This is a genomic window from Paraconexibacter sp., assembly GCF_059438195.1.
The window spans coordinates 41,284-58,367 of the sequence record NZ_JBLKKY010000013.1 but is presented as its reverse complement, the minus strand read 5'-3'; the positions used below and the strand labels follow the sequence as shown (position 1 = coordinate 58,367).

Sequence of the window (17,084 nt, the reverse complement as noted above, 5' to 3'; positions counted from 1 at the left end):
GTCACACCTCGCCGGTCGGCGGCGTGTCGTCGTCGTCCAGCGCCGTGAGGAGGCGGCGCAGATCGGACTCGTCGTTCCACGCGCCGACCGATGCGCGGACCCACGGCAGACCCGGGAACGCGCGGACGACGACGCCTCGGGCGGCGCAGCGGGCGACGGTCCCGGCCGGGTCGTCCTCGCGCCAGCTCACGAGGGTCGTGTCGTCGCGCGGGGCGACGTCGCGCCCGCGCTCCTCGAGCGCGGCGGCGAACCGCGCCGCGAGCCGCGCGGCGCGCAGGTGGACCTCCTCCCAGCCGGGAGCCGCGAGCAGGTCGTGGGCCGCGAGCGCGGCGGCGTAGATCTCCGCGGACGTCGCGAAGGAGTCGTGCGCCCGCGCGTCCGGGAAGGGGCGCGCGTCGAGCCCCGCCGACGGCTCGGCGAGATGCGGGTACGTCGGCATCGGCGCCATGAGCCGCTCCTGCCAGGCGGGCTCGATCCACAGCGCGCCGGTCCCGACCGGGCCGCACAGCCACTTCTGGCCGGCGCCCGCGTAGAAGTCGCAGCGCAGCGCGGCGACGTCGACCGGCACGGCGCCGAGGCCTTGCGCGCCGTCGAGGAGGAGCGGGACGCCCTCCGGCCGGTCCGCGAGCTCGCGCGGGGCGAGCTCGCCCGTCGCCCAGTGGACGTGCGAGCAGGCGACGAGCCGCGTCCGGCGGCCGATGTGCTCGTGGATGCGCCGCAGGGGGACGACCTTCACGGTGACGCCTCGCAGCCGCCGGGCCGCGCCGAGCGGGCCGAGGAGGCCCGGGTGCTCGTCGTCGGCGGTGACGATCTCGTCGCCAGAGCGGAGGTCGAGGCCCACGAGGACCCGGGACATCCCCTCGCTCGTCGAGGCGGTGACCGCGACGTCCTCGGGACGCGAGGCGCCGAGGAGGCGGGCGTACGCCGCGCGGAGCCGGTCCCGGAGCCCCATGAGGCTCTCGTAGTAGGCCTGGGCCCGGCCCTCGGTCATGCCCTCGAGGGCGAGCTCGCCGAGCGCCTGCGCGCTCTCGGCGGGCACCGGGCCGCACGTCCCGGAGTTGAGATAGGCGCGCTCCTGCAGGACGGGGAAGTGGGCGCGCAGGGTCGACACGTCAGGCACGGCCCGAGCATAAGCGCTGCCCGACGCGCCGCTGTCGTACGCTCCGCCTGCGATGAAGGTCACCCTTCCGGACGGCACCGAGCTCGACCTCCCCGAGGGGGCGACCGGCCACGACGCGGCTGCGGCGATCGGCCCCGGCCTCGCGCGGGCCGCCCTCGCCGTCAAGCAGCGCGGCCAGGTGCGCGACCTCGCGCGGCCGCTCATCGACGGCGAGCCGCTCGAGATCATCACGGAGCGCTCGGGTCAGGACGCCCTCGACGTCCTGCGCCACGACACCGCGCACGTCCTCGCCGCCGCCGCGATGGATCTCTTCCCGGGCGTGAAGATCTCGATCGGCCCGCCGATCGAGCACGGCTTCTACTACGACTTCGAGTTCCCCGACGGCGTCACCGTCACCGACGCGGACTTCGAGCGGCTCGAGGCGAAGATGCGCGAGCACGTGAAGGCCGACGAGGAGTTCGCGTGCGAGCTCGTCCCGACCGGCGACGCGATCGCGCGCTTCCGCGAGGAGGGCCAGCCCTACAAGGTCGAGCTCATCGAGGACCTCGTGAAGAACGAGGGCGTCGACGAGGTCTCGCTCTACACGAACGGCCCCTTCACGGACCTCTGCCGCGGCCCGCACATGCCGTCGACCGGGCGCATCAAGGCGTTCAAGCTGCAGTCCGTCGCCGGCGCGTACTGGCGCGGCGACGCGAACCGCCAGATGCTCACCCGCATCTACGGGACCGCCTTCTTCTCGAAGAAGGACCTCGAGGAGCACCTCGAGCGCCTCGAGGAGGCGAAGGCGCGCGACCACCGCCGCCTCGGCCCCGAGCTCGGCCTCTTCCAGTTCTCGGAGGTCGCTCAGGGCGCCGCCTTCTGGCTCCCCGCGGGCACCCGCGTCTTCAACGACCTCGTCGGCCTCTCGCGCGAGATGTGCGACGCCCACGGCTACGACGAGGTGAAGACGCCGCAGCTCTACGACGCCGAGCTGTGGAAGACCTCGGGCCACTGGTTCAAGTACCGCGACAACATGTTCACGACGCAGGCCGAGGACCGCGACCTCGCGCTCAAGCCGATGAACTGCCCCGGGCACTGTCAGCTCTACCGGCAGCAGAAGTGGTCGTACAAGGACCTCCCGGTGCGCTACTCCGAGCCGGGGCTCCTGCACCGCAACGAGCTGAGCGGCACGCTCCACGGCCTTCTCCGCGTCCGGCACTTCGTCCAGGACGACGCCCACGTCTTCTGCACCCCCGAGCAGGCGCTGGACGAGGTGCAGGCGTGCCTCGACATGGCCTTCGAGACCTACGCGGTCTTCGGGATCGAGCCGACGCTCGAGCTCTCGACCCGGCCGGAGGTGCGCATCGGCGACGACGAGCTGTGGGACGCCGCCGAGGCGCTCCTCGAGAAGGCGCTCGACGAGAAGGACCTCGCGTACACGGTGAACGAGGGCGACGGCGCGTTCTACGGGCCGAAGATCGATCTCCACTTCAAGGACTCGCTCGGCCGCTCGTGGCAGCTCGGCACGGTCCAGCTCGACTACAACCTCCCCGAGCGGTTCGACCTCACCTACACGGGCGCCGACAACGCCGACCACCGGGTGGTCATGATCCACCGGGCGCTCTTCGGCAGCTACGAGCGCTTCATCGGCATCCTCGTCGAGGACACCGCCGGCGAGCTGCCGGTGTGGCTCGCGCCGACCCAGGCGATCGTCCTGCCGATCGCCGACCGGCACGCCGAGATCGCCGGCCGCGTCCGCGACGAGCTGCGTGCCGCCGGGGTGCGGGCGGAGGTCGACGAGCGCACCGAGTCGGTCGGCAGGAAGATCCGCGAGGCCGAGCTGCGCAAGGTCCCGTACATGCTCGTCGTGGGGGACAAGGAGGCCGAGGACGGCACGGTCTCGGTCCGGCGTCACCGCGAGGGCGACCGGGGGAGCCTCCCCGTCGCGGACGTCGCGACGGAGATCTCGGGGTTGACCGCGTCGCGGGCCGGCTGAGCCCGGCGGCCGAGAAATCGACAGCGAACGGGCCGCGTCGGCTATGCTGCGCCCCGTTGACTGATATCCACACGCTCGCCGCGCCTCGAATTCCGCGCGGCCACCACAGCTAGTGCCGGTCCCGAGAAGGTTCGACCGGCGCCCGCCCGAGCGGGACACCACCCGGATCAACGAGCGCATTCGCGTGCCGGAGGTCCGTCTCATCGACGAGACCGGCAGCCAGGTCGGCGTCATGAAGACCGACGAGGCGCTCCGCTACGCGCAGGACCGCGATCTCGACCTCGTCGAGGTCGCCCCGGACGCCCGTCCGCCCGTCTGCCGGGTGCTCGACTACTCGAAGTACAAGTACGAGCAGGCCCAGAAGCAGAAGGCCGCCCGCAAGCACCAGCAGCAGATCACGGTGCGCGAGATCAAGTTCCGCCCGAAGATCGCCGAGCACGACTACTCGACGAAGAAGGGCCACGTCGAGCGCTTCCTCCGCCACAAGGACAAGGTGAAGATCACCATCATGTTCCGCGGGCGCGAGGTGAGCCACCCCGAGCGCGGCGTCATGATCCTCGACCGGCTCGCCGACGAGCTCTCGGAGCTCGCCGTCGTCGAGCAGCGGCCGATCCAGGACGGGCGGAACATGACGATGCTCCTCGGTCCGAGCAAGGCCGTGCTCAACGACACGCTCGAGGAAGGCGGCGACGACGCCTCCTCGGACGGCGAAGAGCCCGCCGCCGACGGCGGCGACTCCGCCGGCGACGAGAGCTGACGCACCCGTCGGGCCGGTCGCACGGACCGGCCCGCGCCCGTCGCGTCGCGTCTGCCATACTCACGCGTCCGCCATGCCGAAGATGAAGACCCACAGCGGCGCGAAGAAGCGCTTCAAGGTGACGGCGAAGGGCAAGGTCAAGGCCCGCCACTCGCACTCGAGCCACATCCTCGAGAAGAAGTCGCCGAAGCGCAAGCGCTCGTTCTCGACCCCGGTGATCCTCACCGACCACGACGCTCCGCGCGTCAAGAAGCTCCTGGGGGCGAAGACCAAGTGACCCGCGTCAAGCGCAGCGTCAACGCGAAGAAGAAGCGTCGCGCGACCCTCGAGCGCGCGAAGGGCTTCCGCGGCGAGGCGAACAGCAACTACAAGCGCGCCAAGGAAGCGGTGATGAAGGCGGACGCGTACGCGTACCGCGATCGCCGCAACCGCAAGCGCGACTTCCGCCGGCTGTGGATCGCCCGCATCAACGCGGCCGCCCGCCAGGAGGGCATGACCTACGGCGAGTTCATCCACGGCGCGAAGCTCGCCGGCATCGAGCTCGACCGCAAGGTGCTCGCCGACATCGCCGTCCGCGACCCCGAGACGTTCAAGCGATTCGTCGCCGCCGCCCGCGAGGCGTCGGCCGCTGCGTAGCGCGCACCAGCCAACGCACCAGCCTCACGGGCGCCGGTTCCTCATCAGGGACGGCGCCCTTTTCTTTTCCCGGACATGGTCATCACGAGCCCCCACAACGAGACGCTGAAGCAGGTCCGCAAGCTCGCGGCCCGGCGGGAGCGCGCCCGCACGGGGCTCTTCGTCGCCGAGGGGGAGGACCTCGTCGCGGCGGCCTCGGCCGCCGGCTGGGAGCCCGAGTCGACCCTGTGCGCCGCCGGGAGCGGGCTTCCCGGGACCGAGGTCGAGCCGGCTCTCCTGGCCGGCGCCTCGCAGCTCGGCTCGGGGACGCGCACGCTCGCGATCCTGCGCCAGCGGTGGGTCGACGCGCCGGCGGCGGGGCGCGTCGTCCATCTCCACGGCGTCGGCGACCCCGGCAACGTCGGGACGGTCCTGCGCTCGGCGCTCGCGTTCGGCGCGAGCGCGGTGACGCTCGGGCCCGGCGCCGCCGACCCGTACTCGCCGAAGGCGGTGCGCGCGAGCATGGGCGCGCTGTTCGCGGTCCCTCTCGCTCGCGCCGGCGGGCCGGGTGACCTGCCCGGGCGGACCGTCGCGCTCGTCGCGCGCGCCGGGTCGCCGCTCCACGCGCTCGACCTCGCGAGCGACGACGTCACCTTCCTCGTCGGCGCCGAGCGCGACGGTCTTCCCGACGACGTCGTCGCCGCCTGCGACGACGTCGCGCACGTGCCGATCGCCGCCGGATCGGAGTCGCTCAACGCGGCGATGGCGGCGACGGTCGCCCTGTACGAGCTCGCGCGCCGCGAGGCGGCCGCTGGGCCCACGCCGACCGGAGATATCGTGGCCGACCGATGAGTGACGTGATGGACCGGATCGAGGCGCTGCGCGCCGAGGGGATCGACGCCGTCGAGGCGGCGTCGACGAGCGCCGAGCTCGAGGAGCTGCGGATCCGCCACCTCGGCCGCAAGGCCGAGCTGCCGAACATCCTGCGCGGCATCGCCGACCTGCCGCCCGAGGAGCGCGGGCCCGTGGGCAAGGCGGCGAACGAGGCGCGCAAGCACCTCGAGGCGCTCATCGAGCAGCGGCTCGACGGGCTCGCGGCGACCGAGCTCGACGTGAAGCTCGCCGCCGACGCCGTCGACCTCACGCTGCCCGGCACGCCCGTGCGTCCCGTCGGGCGCCTCCACCTCCTCACGCAGACGCGGCGCGAGATCGAGGACGTCTTCCTCGGTCTCGGGTTCTCGGTGATGGAGGGCCCCGAGGTCGAGTGGGTCCACTACAACTTCGACGCCCTCAACCACGTCCCGGCGCATCCCGCGCGGGCGCGCAGCGACACGTTCTACGTAGAGACCGCGACGCCGGCTGCCGCCGCCGGCGACGAGGTCGTCCTGCGCACGCACACCTCGCCGATGCAGATCCGCGCGATGGAGGCCCAGCCGCCGCCGATCGCGATCATCGTCCCCGGCCGGGTCTACCGCCGCGACTCCGACGCGACGCACACGCCGCAGTTCCACCAGATCGAGGGCCTGTGGGTCGACGAGGACATCACGCTCGCCGACCTCAAGGGCGTCCTGCTCGCGTTCGCCCGCGCGATCTTCGGCGAGGAGCGCGAGGTGCGCCTGCGCCCGCACTTCTTCCCGTTCACCGAGCCGAGCGTCGAGGTCGACGTGAGCTGCTTCCAGTGCGCCGGGACCGGAACCCTCCGCCGTGGCGGAGCCGGCTCCGACTCCCAGCGCTGCAATCTCTGCAAGGGGACGGGGTGGCTCGAGATCCTCGGCTCCGGCATGGTCGACCCCAACGTCTTCGCCTACGTCGAAGAGCACGGATACGACCCCGCGAAAACGCAGGGCTTCGCGTTCGGGATGGGCATCGAGCGGATCGCGATGCTCAAGCACGGCGTGCCCGACCTGCGCCTCTACTACGACAACGACCTTCGCTTCCTGGAGCAGTTCGGCTGATGCGCGTCCCCCTCTCCTGGCTCCACGACCACGTCGTCCCGGACCTCCCGGTCCGCGAGCTCGCGACGCGCCTCGCCATGACCGGCACCGAGGTCGACCGCATCCACCACCACGGCGTCGACGCGCTCGAGCACTTCGTCGTCGGCAAGGTCCTCACGTGCGAGAAGCACCCGGACGCCGACAAGCTCAGCGTCTGCACGGTCGACGTCGGCGACGGCGATCCGGCCCACATCGTCTGCGGCGCGCCGAACGTCGCCGCGGGGCAGACGGTCGCGGTCGGCCGGCCGGGCTCGATCATGCCCGATGGCACGAAGCTGAAGACCGCGAAGCTCCGCGGGCAGCGCAGCGAGGGCATGATCCTCGCCGAGGACGAGGTCGCGATCGGCGTCGACCACGCGGGCACGATGGTCCTCGACGACGCGCTCGCCGCCGGGACGCCGCTCGCCGAGGTCCTCCCGATCAGCGACACGGTCCTCGAGCTGGAGATCACGCCGAACCGGCCGGACTGCCTCGGCGTCTACGGCGTCGCGCGGGAGGCCGCCGCCGCGACGGGCGCGCCGCTCGGTCCGCCGCCCTGGGAGGCCGACGAGGCCCGCGCCGCCTACGAGGAGCTCGAGACCGTCCCGAGGGGAACCCCACCCACCCCCGGCCGCGCCGGCGACGTCACGATCGAGAACCGCGCCCCCGACCTCTGCGCCCGGATGACGTGGCGCCTCTACGAGGACGTCCGGCTCGGGCCGTCGCCGCGCTGGCTCAAGGCCCGGCTCATGGCCGCCGGCCAGCGCCCGATCAACAACGTCGTCGACATCACGAACTACGTGATGCTCCTCACGGGCCAGCCGCTCCACGCCTTCGACGCCGACCGCATCGCCGGCGGCACCCTCGTCCTGCGCCGCGCCGGCGACGGCGAGACGGTGACGACGCTCGACGACGTCGAGCGGACCCTCGACTCGGAGATGCTCGTCTTCGAGGACGGCGAGGGCCCCACGTCGATCGCGGGCGTCATGGGCGGACAGCGCAGCGAGATCTACGACGACACGGTGCGCGTGCTGATCGAGGTCGCGACCTGGGACGGCCCGAACATCAACCGCACGATGTCGCGGCTCGGGCTGCGCTCGGAGGCCGGCTCGCGGTTCGAGAAGGGCCTCGCCCCGGAGCAGGCGATGGAGGCGCAGGCCGTCGCCCATCGCCTCATGGTCGAGCTGTGCGGCGCCCGCCCCGTCGGCGGCACGCTCGACATCGGCGGGGACGGCCCCGAGCCGCAGGTCATCCGCCTGCGCGACGCGGCCGTCGAGGGGCTCCTCGGCGCCCCGGTCGACCGCGACCGCAGCGCCGCGGTGCTGCGCACGCTCGGGTTCGGCGTCGCCGACGCCGAGGACGGGCTCGACGTCACGGTCCCGCCGTTCCGCCGCATCGACGTCACGCGCGAGGCCGACCTCGTCGAGGAGGTCGCGCGGCTCGAGGCGCTCGACGCGCTCCCGGCGACCCTCCCGCACAACCGCACCGGCCACGCCGCGCGGCTCACCCACGCCCAGCAGGTGCGCCGGCGCGCCGAGGACGCACTCGTCGGCGCGGGCCTCCACGAGGTGTGCGGCTGGTCGTTCGCCGACCCGGCGCTCCTCGACCGCCTGCGGATCGCCGAGGACCACGCCCTGCGCGACGTCGTCGTCCTCGAGAACCCGATGAGCGAGGCGCAGTCGATCCTGCGCCCGACGATCGTCGGCTCGCTCCTCGAGGTGGCCGCGTACAACCGCAGCCACGGGCACGCCGACATCGCGATCTTCGAGTCGGGCAGCGTGTACCGCGCGCACCCCGCCGCGGCCGGGCTCTGGTCGGGGGACCGGCCCGCGCCCGCCGACGAGCACCACGCGCTCGCCGTCCTCCTCACGGGCGCGACGGCGCCCCGGAGCTGGCGGGACGGGGACGCCCCGCGTGCCGACGTCTTCGCGGCGAAGGGCGTCCTCGAGACGGTCCTCGGGGCGCTGCGCGTCGAGTGGTCGGTCGCCGAGGCCCCCGAGGGCGCCTGGCCGTTCCTCCACCCGGGCCGCAGCGCCGCCGTCGAGGCGGGCGGGGAGCGCATCGGCCTCCTCGGCGAGATCCACCCGCTCGTCGCCGCGGAGTGGGACCTCGGCGACGAGCCGGTCGCCGTCTTCGCCCTCGACCTCGGGAAGGTCGTGGGGCACGCGCCCGAGTCGACGACCTACCGCGACCTCGTGAGCTTCCCGTCGGTGCGCGAGGACCTCGCCGTCGTCGTCGGCGACGACGTCGCGGCCGCGCGGGTCCTCGAGGTCATCCGCGGGGCGGCGGGCAAGCGCCTCGCCGACGCGCGGGTCTTCGACGTCTACCGCGGCGAGCAGCTCGGCGAGGGCCGGGTCTCGCTCGCCATCCACTGCGAGTTCCGCGCGCCGGACCGCACGCTCACCGACGAGGACGTCGCGCCGCTGCGCGAGAAGATCGTCGCGGCGCTCGCCGAGCAGGTCGGAGGTGAGCTGCGTGGCTGAGCACGCGAAGGTCCTCGTCGCGGGCGCCGCCGGGTTCGCCGGCGCGATCGCGGCCCGCCTCGTCCACCACCACCCGCACCTCGCGCTGAGCGCGGCGACGGCGCGCAGCGACGTGGGCGTCCGCCTCGACAGCGTCTACCCGCACCACCGCGTGCCGGTCGTCCTCGAGGAGCTCGACGTCGACCGTCACGCCGAGGCGGCCGATGCGGCGATCGTCGCCTACCCGCACGGGGCGAGCGCGCCCGTCGTCGCGGCGCTCCGGGAGCGGGGCGTGGTCGTCGTCGACCTCAGCGCCGACTTCCGGCTGCGCGACCTCGCGACCTACGAGCAGTGGTACGTCCCGCACGAGGCCCCGGGTCTCCTCGACGAGGCCGTCTACGGCCTGCCGGAGCTGCACCGTGACGCGCTGCGCGGCGCGACGCTCGTCGCGAACCCCGGCTGCTTTCCGACGGCGGCGCTCATCGCGCTCGCGCCGTTCGCCGAGGCGGGCCTCGTCGCCGACGCCGTCCTCGACGCGAAGACGGGCGTCTCCGGCGCCGGCCGCGGGGCGACGGCGACGACGCACTTCGTCTCCGTCTCGGAGAACGCGAAGCCCTACGGGGTCGCGGGTCACCGCCACATGCCCGAGATCGACGAGCAGGTCGCCGCGCTCGGCGGCGCGACCCCGGTGACGTTCGTCCCGCACCTCCTGCCGCTCGACCAGGGCGAGCTCATCTCCGGCTACGTGACGACGACGCGCGCCGTGAGCCAGGACGAGGTCGACGTGCTCCTGCGCGACCGCTACGGCGACGAGCCGTTCGTCGAGCTCGCCGACCGCCCGCCCGGCGTCCGCGACGTCCGCGAGACGAACCTCGCGCGCGTCCACGCGCTCAGCGACGAGCGGACCGGCAAGGTCTTCGTCTTCTGCGCGATCGACAACCTCTGGAAGGGCGCCGCCTCGCAGGCGGTGCAGAACCTCAACCTCGCGCTCGGGCTCGAGGAGACCTCAGGACTCGTGCCATGACCTTCTTCGACTCGCGCTGGGTGCCGCAGCCCGAGGGCGTCGAGGTCCTCGACGGCGCCGGGCTGCCGCTCGGGTTCCGCGCCGCCGGCGTCGCCTGCGGCCTCAAGGAGTCCGGCAACGCCGACCTCGGGCTGCTCGTCAGCGACGCCGAGGAGACGACGAGCGCGGCGCGGTTCACCCGCTCGGGCGTCCTCGCGGCGCCCGTCGTCGTCTGCAAGCAGCGCGTGCGGCTCGACGCGATCCGCGTGATCGCCGCCAACAGCGGCAACGCGAACGCCGCGACCGGCGGCCGCGGGATGGACGAGGCGGCCAAGATGCAGGGCGCCGCCGCGATGACCGCGGGCGTCGCCGAGAACCAGGTCGCGATCGCCTCGACCGGCGTCATCGGCGTCCAGCTCGACGGGCAGAAGATCGTCCGCGGCCTCACGTCGGCGCGCAGCGAGCTGCGCGCCGACGGCGACGAGGCCTTCGGCGACGCGATCCGGACGACCGACGCCTTCCCGAAGCGCGTGCGCCTGCGGGTGTCGCTCTCGGGCGGGGACGTCGTCATCACCGCCCAGGCGAAGGGCGCCGGGATGATCCAGCCGAGCTTCGCGACGATGCTCTGCTTCGTCCAGACCGACGCCGTGCTCGCGGAGGAGACCGCCGACCTCCTCCTCGGCGTCTGCGTCAAGCGCAGCTTCGACCGCATCTCGGTCGACGGTCAGCTCTCGACGAACGACACGGCGATCCTCATGGCCTCCGGCGCGAGCGGCGTCCGCGTCGAGCCCGAGACCGCGGACGAGAGGCGCTTCGGCCAGGCCCTCGACGCGCTGCTGCGTCAGCTCGCCCTCCTCATCGTCCGCGACGGCGAGGGGTCGCGGCGCGTCGGGCGCGTCGTCGTCACCGGCGGCGATCCGGTCGCGGCCGAACGCGTGGCGCGGGCGATCGCGAACTCCCCGCTCGTCAAGGCGGCGCTCCACGGCGGCGATCCCAACTGGGGCCGCATCGCCCAGGCGACGGGGATGGCCCTCGCCGGCGGCGAGCCCGTGCCGGTCGACATCGCGATCGAGGGCACGCCGGTGTGCGCCCGCGGCGCCGCGGTGCCGTTCGACGAGCCCGCCCTCGCCGAGGCCGTCTCCGGCCCGGAGGTCGACTACGCGGTCGGGCTCCCCGGGGAGGGCGCCGAGACCGAGGTCTTCTTCAGCGACCTCTCCCACGAGTACGTGACGATCAACGCGGAGTACACGACATGACGCAGGACGAGCGGCGGCGCCAGGGTGAGCAGGGCGTCGGGACCCTCCTCGAGGCTCTCCCGTACATCCGCGAGTTCCACGGCAGGACGGTCGTCGTGAAGTACGGCGGGGCGGCGATGACGGACCCGGAGCTGAAGGAGGACTTCGCGCGGGACATCGTGCTCCTCAAGTACGTCGGGCTCAACCCGATCGTCGTCCACGGCGGCGGCCCCGACATCACGGGCTACATGGAGCGCCTCGGGATGGACGTGAAGTTCGTCGGGGGCCTGCGGGTCTCGGACGCCGCGACGGTCGAGATCGCGAAGATGGTCCTCGTCGGCAAGGTGAACAAGGACATCGTCCTGCGCATCGGCCGGCACGGCCAGTCCGCGGTCGGCCTCTGCGGCGACGACGGCCGGCTCTTCCGCGTCGAGAAGCACCGGGCCGACGGCGGGGAGGACCTCGGCTTCGTCGGGACGATCGACCGCGTCGACGTCGACGTCCTCCAGCACATCGCGCAGGACTACATCCCGGTCATCGCGTCCGTGGGCGCCGACCGGGCCGGCGACTCGTACAACATCAACGCCGACGAGGCGGCCGGCGCGGTCGCGCGCGCGATGGGGGCGTACAAGGTGATGTTCCTCACCGACGTGGAGGGCTGGATGCGCGACCCCTCGGACCCGTCGAGCATCATCTCCGAGGCGCGGGCCGACGAGGTCGAGCGGATGCTGCCCGAGGTCGCCGGAGGCATGCGGCCGAAGCTCCAGGCGTGCCTCGACGCGATCCACGGCGGCGTCACCTACGCGCACATCGTCGACGGGCGCGTGCCGCACTCGCTCCTCCTCGAGCTCTTCACCGACGCCGGCATCGGCACGAAGATCCGGGCGGCGGCGTGAGCGGCGATCCGCGCGACGCCGCGCTCACGGCGAACTACGCGCGTCAGCCGGTCACGTTCGTCCGCGGCGAGGGCGCGCGGCTCTGGGACGCCGACGGGCACGAGTACCTCGATCTCCAGACCGGCCTCGCCGTCAACTCGGTCGGCCACTGCCATCCCGCGGTCGTCGAGGCGGTCCGCCGTCAGGCCGGGGAGCTCATCCACGTCGGCAACCTCTTCTACACCGAGCCGATGGTCGAGCTCAGCCGCCGGCTCGCGGAGCTCTCCGGGCTCGGCGGCGGGACGCGCGTCTTCTTCACGAACTCGGGCGCCGAGGCGGTCGAGGCCGCGCTGAAGTGCGCGCGCAAGCGTCGGCAGGGAGGGAGCGTCGTCTCCGTGCGCCGCGGGTTCCACGGCCGCACGTACGGCGCGCTGAGCGCGACGCCGCAGGAGTCGAAGCAGGCGCCGTTCGCGCCGCTCGTCCCCGGCTTCGTCGCCGTCGAGCCGACGGCCGACGCGATCCGCGAGGCCGTCGACGAGCGCACCGCCGCGGTCATCCTCGAGCCGGTCCAGGGGGAGAGCGGCGTCTACCCGCTCGACGCGGACACTCTGCGCGCCGCGCGCGAGGCCTGCGACGCCCACGGCGCCGCGCTCATCTTCGACGAGGTGCAGTGCGGGCTCGGCCGCACGGGCGACCTCTGGGCCTGGCAGGAGTCGGGGGTCGTCCCGGACGCGATGACCGTCGCGAAGGCGATCGCCGGCGGGCTGCCGATGGGCGTGCTCGTCGCCGGGGCGGCGATGGCCGACGTCTACGCGCCCGGGGACCACGGCTCGACCTTCGCGGGAGGGCCGGTGCAGTGCGCCGCGGCCCTCGCGGTCCTCGACGTCGTGAGCGACCCCGAGCTGCTCGCCGAGGTCCGCACCCGCGGCGAGCTCCTCGCCGAGCGCCTCCGCGACCTCCCCGGCGCGGTCGAGGTGCGCGGCCGCGGCTACATGCAGGCCGTCGAGCTGCAGGGCGTCGACGCCATGGATCTCGTCGGCCGGGCGCTCGTCGAGCAGCGCCTCGTCCTCAACGCGACGAGCCCGTCGACGCTGCGTCTGCTCCCGCCGCTCGTCATCTCGGGCGGGGACCTCGGGGAGGCGCTCGGGCGTCTCGACGCGCTCTTGTCCTGATCGCCCGTACTCTTCGCCGCCAGATGAGCACCGAGCAGCCCCGCACCCGCACCGCCAGCTACCTCGCCGAGCCCGACGAGGTCAACCGCGTCCTCCTCCTCTACTCCGGCGGCCTCGACACGAGCGTCATGCTGAAGTGGATCCAGGACGAGTACGACGCGGAGGTCGTCGCGCTCACGATCAACCTCGGCCAGCCGGGCGAGGACTACGACGTCGTCAAGGGCAAGGCGCTCCAGATCGGCGCCGTCGCCGCCGAGGTCGTCGACGCGCGCGAGGAGTTCGCGCAGGACTTCATCGTCCCGGCGATCAAGGCGAACGCGATCTACGGGCTCCACTACCCGCTCTTCACGGCGCTCGGCCGGCCGCTGATCGCGAAGATCGCGGTCGAGTACGCGCGCCGTCACGGCTGCGACACGATCGCGCACGGCTGCACGGGCAAGGGCAACGACCAGGTCCGCATCGAGGCGACGGTCGCGACGCTCGCCCCCGAGCTGAAGGTCATCGCCCCGGTCCGCGGCTGGCAGATGGGCCGCGAGGAGGAGATCGCCTACGCACGCGAGCACGGCATCCCGGTGAAGGGCGGCGTCGAGCAGACGCCGTACTCGATCGACGACAACCTCTGGGGCCGGTCGTCGGAGGGCAAGTGGATCGAGGAGCTCGACCACGCGCCCGAGGACGACGTCTTCCAGCTCGTCACGCGGCCCGAGGAGGCCCCGGACGAGCCCGAGATCGTCACGGTGACCTTCGAGGAGGGCGTCCCGGTCGCGTTCAACGGGGCGCGGATGGAGCTCGTCCCTCTCCTCGAGGCCGTCGCCGAGGCCGGGATCAAGCACGGCGTCGGGATCGTCGACCACATCGAGGACCGCATCGTCGGCCTCAAGGTCCGCGACATCTACGAGGTCCCGGCGGCGGAGATCCTCCTCACCGCTCACGCGGAGCTGGAGCGGCTCGTCTGCACGATCCACCAGAACCAGTTCAAGAGCGACCTCGACCGGCAGTGGGCCTACCTCGTCTACGCCGGCCTGTGGTGGGAGCCGCTGCGCGAGGATCTCGACGCCTACATGGAGTCGGTGAACCGCCAGGTGACCGGGACGATCGGGCTCAAGCTCTACAAGGGCTCCTGCCGCGCGGTGACGCGCGAGTCCCCGAACGCGGTCTACGACGCGGCGCTCGCGACGTTCGAGACCTCGGGCGGGCTCTTCAGCCAGCAGGCCTCGCCGGGCTTCATCGAGCTGTGGTCCCTGCAGTCGCGGATGGCGCACCGCCTGCGCCGCCGCAACGAGGGCGCCTGACCGACCTCCCGGCCCATCCGACCTGACGTTCCTCACGCCATGTGAAGCGAACGTCAGGCGGGCGGGACGTTTCGCGCGAACGCGGCCCGGGAAGAACCGGCCGATGTCTCGCAGCGGCTACCAGATCCTCGGCTTCCTCGTGTGGCACGGCACCCGCTGGTACCTCCGGCGCAGGTACGGCCGGTTCGTCCCGTCACGCCGCGTCGCGGCGGCGGGGCTCGTCGGCGCCGCGGTCGCGGCGATCGCGGTCTCCCAGGCGCGCGACGGCTCGTAGGTCCCGCCAGGGCGCGAAACCCCGCACGTTGCGGCGTCGTCCGCTGGCCCGCGTCCGCGATCCGGCCTAGGCTTCACGGCGGTGAGCACCGCCGATCCCCCGCACGACGACGATCACGACCCGCACGAGGAAGGGCAGGTCGTCGACCCGGAGGTGCTCGCCGAGCGCCGGGCGCGCCGCGCGGAGCTCGCCGAGGAGACGCTCCAGACGCGCGCGAACCGCGCCGAGCAGGACCGGGTGCTCCTCGCGACGCGGCTCGCCGAGGCGGAGCGGGCCCTCGACGAGTCCGAGCGCGAGCGCGAGGCGCTCGCCGCCGAGCTGTCGCGTCGCGAGCGCGATCTGCGTGCCGCCGAGCAGCGCGAGTTCGCCGAGCAGCAGCGCCGCGTCGAGCTGGAGGACGAGGCCGTCGTCGCGCGGCGCGAGGCGCGGGACGAGCTCGATGGCCTCCGCCGCCGCCTGCGCGCCGCCGAGCAGCGGGAGGACGAGCTCACCCGCGAGCTCGACGGGATGCGGCGCTCCGTCGAGGCCCGACCCGCGCCCGCGCCGGGCGGGGGGGACGAGGAGCGTGAGCGCATCGCCGCGGAGCGGATGCTGCTCCAGCACGAGCTCGACCGTCGCGTCTCGGAGCAGGAGGCGCTCGCCGCACGGGTCGCCGAGCTGGAGGCCGAGCGCGCGCGGATCCGCGACGAGCTCGGCGGGGCGCGCGCGGCGCTCGTCGACGCGCGGGACGCGCTCGCCGGCGCCCGCGAGCTCGCCTCCGGGCCGCACGTCGACGCCGCCGCGCTCGAGCAGGCGCTCCGCGACGCCGACGACGCCCGCCGGCTCGCCGACGAGGCGACGGCCGCCCGGGACGCCCTCGCCGAGGAGCTGCGCCGCCGCGGCGGGCTCGAGGAGATCGTCCGCACGGGGATCGAGGACCTGCGCGAGCGGCTCGAGCGCGCCGTCCGCGGGGAGGAGGAGCGCTCGGCCCGCGACGCGGCGGTCGTCGCGCTCGCAGCGGAGCTCGCGGCCGTCGCCGCCGATCTCCGCGCCGGCGTGGAGCGCGCGGTCGCCGACGCCGCCGAGGGCGCCCGCGCCGAGGAGCGCGCGCGTGTCGCGACGGACCTCGCGACGGTCGAGGAGCGCGTCGCCGAGCTGCGAGAGCACCTGCGCACGTCGGTCGAGCGGCTCGAGGAGCAGCTGCGCGTCGAGCGCGCCGCCCGCGAGGATGCGGAGTCCGCGCTGGCGCGCGCCCGGGAGGCGCGTCGTGACGCCGAGTCGCGGGCGGACGCGCTCCGCCGCGACCTCGACCGGCAGCGGGTCGAGGAGGGCGCCCCCTCGGGCCCGGTGCCGCCCCGTCCCTCTCCGCCGGAGATCCCGGAGCACCTCCTCGGGGGCGAGAGCGCGACCGGGGGCGAGACGAGCTCGCTCATCGCCGACCTCGAGCGCGCCGCCGACCGGCTCCGCGCCCAGGTCGAGGGGACGGACGAGCCGTCGCCGCGTGAGGAGCCGCAGCAGGCGCCAGCCCGCACGCGCCGGGCGCAAGCGGAGCCCGCCTCGGCCGAGGGCGTCGCGCTTGCGCCGCGCACGGCGGAGCGCAGCGACCCGACCTGGCTCGGCTCCGCTCTCGCCGCGCGCGCGCAGGCCGACGCCCGCGACGCCGCGGAGGTCATCGCCGCGTTCGCGCCGGCCGCCGCCGCGAGGACGCGGCGACGCATCGCCTACGACCTCTTCCCGGCGGAGGGCGGCGCCTGGAGGGTGACGCTCGCCGACGGTCGCGGCGACGCCCGTCCGCGCACCGCCGCGGACCCCGCGGCGGACTTCTCGATCGAGGGGCCCGCGGCCGCGCTCGTCCCGCTCGGCGCCGGCGGCGCTCCGCGCCACCTCACCGGCGTCCGGGTCGCGGGGCGCCGCCGGCGCCTGCGCCGCCTCCTGCGCGCGCTGCGCGCCCCGGTGACGCTCGCGGAGCTCCGCGCCGCCGAGGCGACGGCGGATCCCGGCGCGCTGCTCCGGGTCCTCGCCGGGGCGCTGCCCGCCGGGACGACGGTCGGCCACGACGTCGCCGTGACCTACGAGGTCGCGGGCGACCGCGGGGGCGTGTGGCACGTCCGGGCCGAGGACGGCGCCCTGCGCGTCGGAGCCGGCGAGGCCCCCGGGAGGCCGGCGCTCCACGCCCGCGTGCGCTGCGCGGACGCGGCCCTGCCCGCGCTCCTCGCCGGTCTCGAGCCGCCGCGCGGAGACGCTCCCACGGCCGACGGCGCCCTCGAGGCGGTCGCTCTCGTCCACGGCTGGTTCGACGCGGTCCAGGGCCGCGCGTGAGCGCGGTCGGCGCCGAGGCGGGCCGTCCGGCCC

15 protein-coding genes are annotated in these 17,084 nt (G+C 74.1%); 14 read left to right on the top strand and 1 reads right to left on the bottom strand.

The window, feature by feature from the left end:
* Nucleotide 1 precedes the first annotated feature (1 nt).
* Nucleotides 2-1,120: an aminotransferase class V-fold PLP-dependent enzyme gene (locus tag ACME2J_RS06880; RefSeq protein ID WP_495544147.1), complete on the bottom strand. Its 1,119-nt coding sequence runs from the start codon at nt 1,118-1,120 to the stop codon at nt 2-4.
* 52 nt (nt 1,121-1,172) lie between these two features.
* Here ACME2J_RS06880 and thrS point away from each other — a divergent pair, with 52 nt between their 5' ends.
* The 14 genes from thrS to ACME2J_RS06810 all read left to right on the top strand — a co-directional run bounded on the left by thrS (nt 1,173) and on the right by ACME2J_RS06810 (nt 17,051).
* Nucleotides 1,173-3,095 (top strand): threonine--tRNA ligase, encoded by a 1,923-nt coding sequence (thrS, locus tag ACME2J_RS06875; RefSeq protein ID WP_495544146.1) that lies wholly within the window; start codon nt 1,173-1,175, stop codon nt 3,093-3,095.
* A gap of 184 nt (nt 3,096-3,279) precedes the next feature.
* A complete protein-coding gene (gene infC / locus ACME2J_RS06870; RefSeq protein ID WP_495544145.1) occupies nt 3,280-3,852 on the top strand; it encodes a translation initiation factor IF-3 in 573 nt (190 codons plus the stop codon).
* Between the two features lie 73 nt (nt 3,853-3,925).
* Entirely contained in the window at nt 3,926-4,129 is a 204-nt protein-coding gene (rpmI, locus tag ACME2J_RS06865) for a 50S ribosomal protein L35 (RefSeq protein ID WP_495544144.1), read from the top strand.
* Nucleotides 4,126-4,488: a 50S ribosomal protein L20 gene (rplT, locus tag ACME2J_RS06860; protein ID WP_495544143.1), complete on the top strand. Its 363-nt coding sequence runs from the start codon at nt 4,126-4,128 to the stop codon at nt 4,486-4,488. Before rpmI ends, rplT begins: the two co-directional genes overlap by 4 nt.
* Before the next feature lie 75 nt (nt 4,489-4,563).
* Nucleotides 4,564-5,319 (top strand): TrmH family RNA methyltransferase, encoded by a 756-nt coding sequence (locus ACME2J_RS06855; protein WP_495544142.1) that lies wholly within the window; start codon nt 4,564-4,566, stop codon nt 5,317-5,319.
* 5 nt (nt 5,320-5,324) lie between these two features.
* Nucleotides 5,325-6,422 (top strand): phenylalanine--tRNA ligase subunit alpha, encoded by a 1,098-nt coding sequence (pheS, locus tag ACME2J_RS06850; RefSeq protein WP_495544168.1) that lies wholly within the window; start codon nt 5,325-5,327, stop codon nt 6,420-6,422.
* Nucleotides 6,422-8,923, top strand: a complete 2,502-nt coding sequence (gene pheT / locus ACME2J_RS06845; protein ID WP_495544141.1) for a phenylalanine--tRNA ligase subunit beta — start codon at nt 6,422-6,424, stop codon at nt 8,921-8,923. Before pheS ends, pheT begins: the two co-directional genes overlap by 1 nt.
* Entirely contained in the window at nt 8,916-9,926 is a 1,011-nt protein-coding gene (gene argC, locus ACME2J_RS06840) for an N-acetyl-gamma-glutamyl-phosphate reductase (RefSeq protein WP_495544140.1), read from the top strand. Before pheT ends, argC begins: the two co-directional genes overlap by 8 nt.
* Complete coding sequence (argJ, locus tag ACME2J_RS06835; RefSeq protein ID WP_495544139.1) at nt 9,923-11,161, top strand: bifunctional glutamate N-acetyltransferase/amino-acid acetyltransferase ArgJ; 1,239 nt, start codon at nt 9,923-9,925, stop codon at nt 11,159-11,161. The genes argC and argJ overlap by 4 nt, the downstream gene beginning before the upstream one ends.
* Entirely contained in the window at nt 11,158-12,036 is an 879-nt protein-coding gene (argB, locus tag ACME2J_RS06830) for an acetylglutamate kinase (RefSeq protein WP_495544138.1), read from the top strand. The genes argJ and argB overlap by 4 nt, the downstream gene beginning before the upstream one ends.
* Nucleotides 12,033-13,187, top strand: a complete 1,155-nt coding sequence (locus tag ACME2J_RS06825) for an acetylornithine transaminase (RefSeq protein ID WP_495544137.1) — start codon at nt 12,033-12,035, stop codon at nt 13,185-13,187. Before argB ends, ACME2J_RS06825 begins: the two co-directional genes overlap by 4 nt.
* Nucleotides 13,188-13,210: 23 nt before the next feature.
* Complete coding sequence (locus ACME2J_RS06820) at nt 13,211-14,479, top strand: argininosuccinate synthase (RefSeq protein ID WP_495544136.1); 1,269 nt, start codon at nt 13,211-13,213, stop codon at nt 14,477-14,479.
* Between the two features lie 103 nt (nt 14,480-14,582).
* On the top strand, nt 14,583-14,753 hold the full coding sequence (locus ACME2J_RS06815; protein WP_495544135.1) for a hypothetical protein: 171 nt from the start codon (nt 14,583-14,585) through the stop codon (nt 14,751-14,753).
* Between the two features lie 81 nt (nt 14,754-14,834).
* Entirely contained in the window at nt 14,835-17,051 is a 2,217-nt protein-coding gene (locus tag ACME2J_RS06810; protein WP_495544134.1) for a coiled-coil domain-containing protein, read from the top strand.
* The last annotated feature ends 33 nt before the right edge of the window (nt 17,052-17,084 follow it).

What these genes read in the sequence shown, in the direction of transcription:
- pheT (WP_495544141.1), top strand. Translation starts at nt 6,422, where the DNA reads ATGCGCGTCCCCCTCTCCTGGCTCCACGACCACGTCGTCCCGGACCTC.
- thrS (WP_495544146.1), top strand. Translation starts at nt 1,173, where the DNA reads ATGAAGGTCACCCTTCCGGACGGCACCGAGCTCGACCTCCCCGAGGGG.
- ACME2J_RS06855 (WP_495544142.1), top strand. Translation starts at nt 4,564, where the DNA reads ATGGTCATCACGAGCCCCCACAACGAGACGCTGAAGCAGGTCCGCAAG.
- rpmI (WP_495544144.1), top strand. Translation starts at nt 3,926, where the DNA reads ATGCCGAAGATGAAGACCCACAGCGGCGCGAAGAAGCGCTTCAAGGTG.
- argJ (WP_495544139.1), top strand. Translation starts at nt 9,923, where the DNA reads ATGACCTTCTTCGACTCGCGCTGGGTGCCGCAGCCCGAGGGCGTCGAG.
- ACME2J_RS06820 (WP_495544136.1), top strand. Translation starts at nt 13,211, where the DNA reads ATGAGCACCGAGCAGCCCCGCACCCGCACCGCCAGCTACCTCGCCGAG.
- ACME2J_RS06815 (WP_495544135.1), top strand. Translation starts at nt 14,583, where the DNA reads ATGTCTCGCAGCGGCTACCAGATCCTCGGCTTCCTCGTGTGGCACGGC.
- argB (WP_495544138.1), top strand. Translation starts at nt 11,158, where the DNA reads ATGACGCAGGACGAGCGGCGGCGCCAGGGTGAGCAGGGCGTCGGGACC.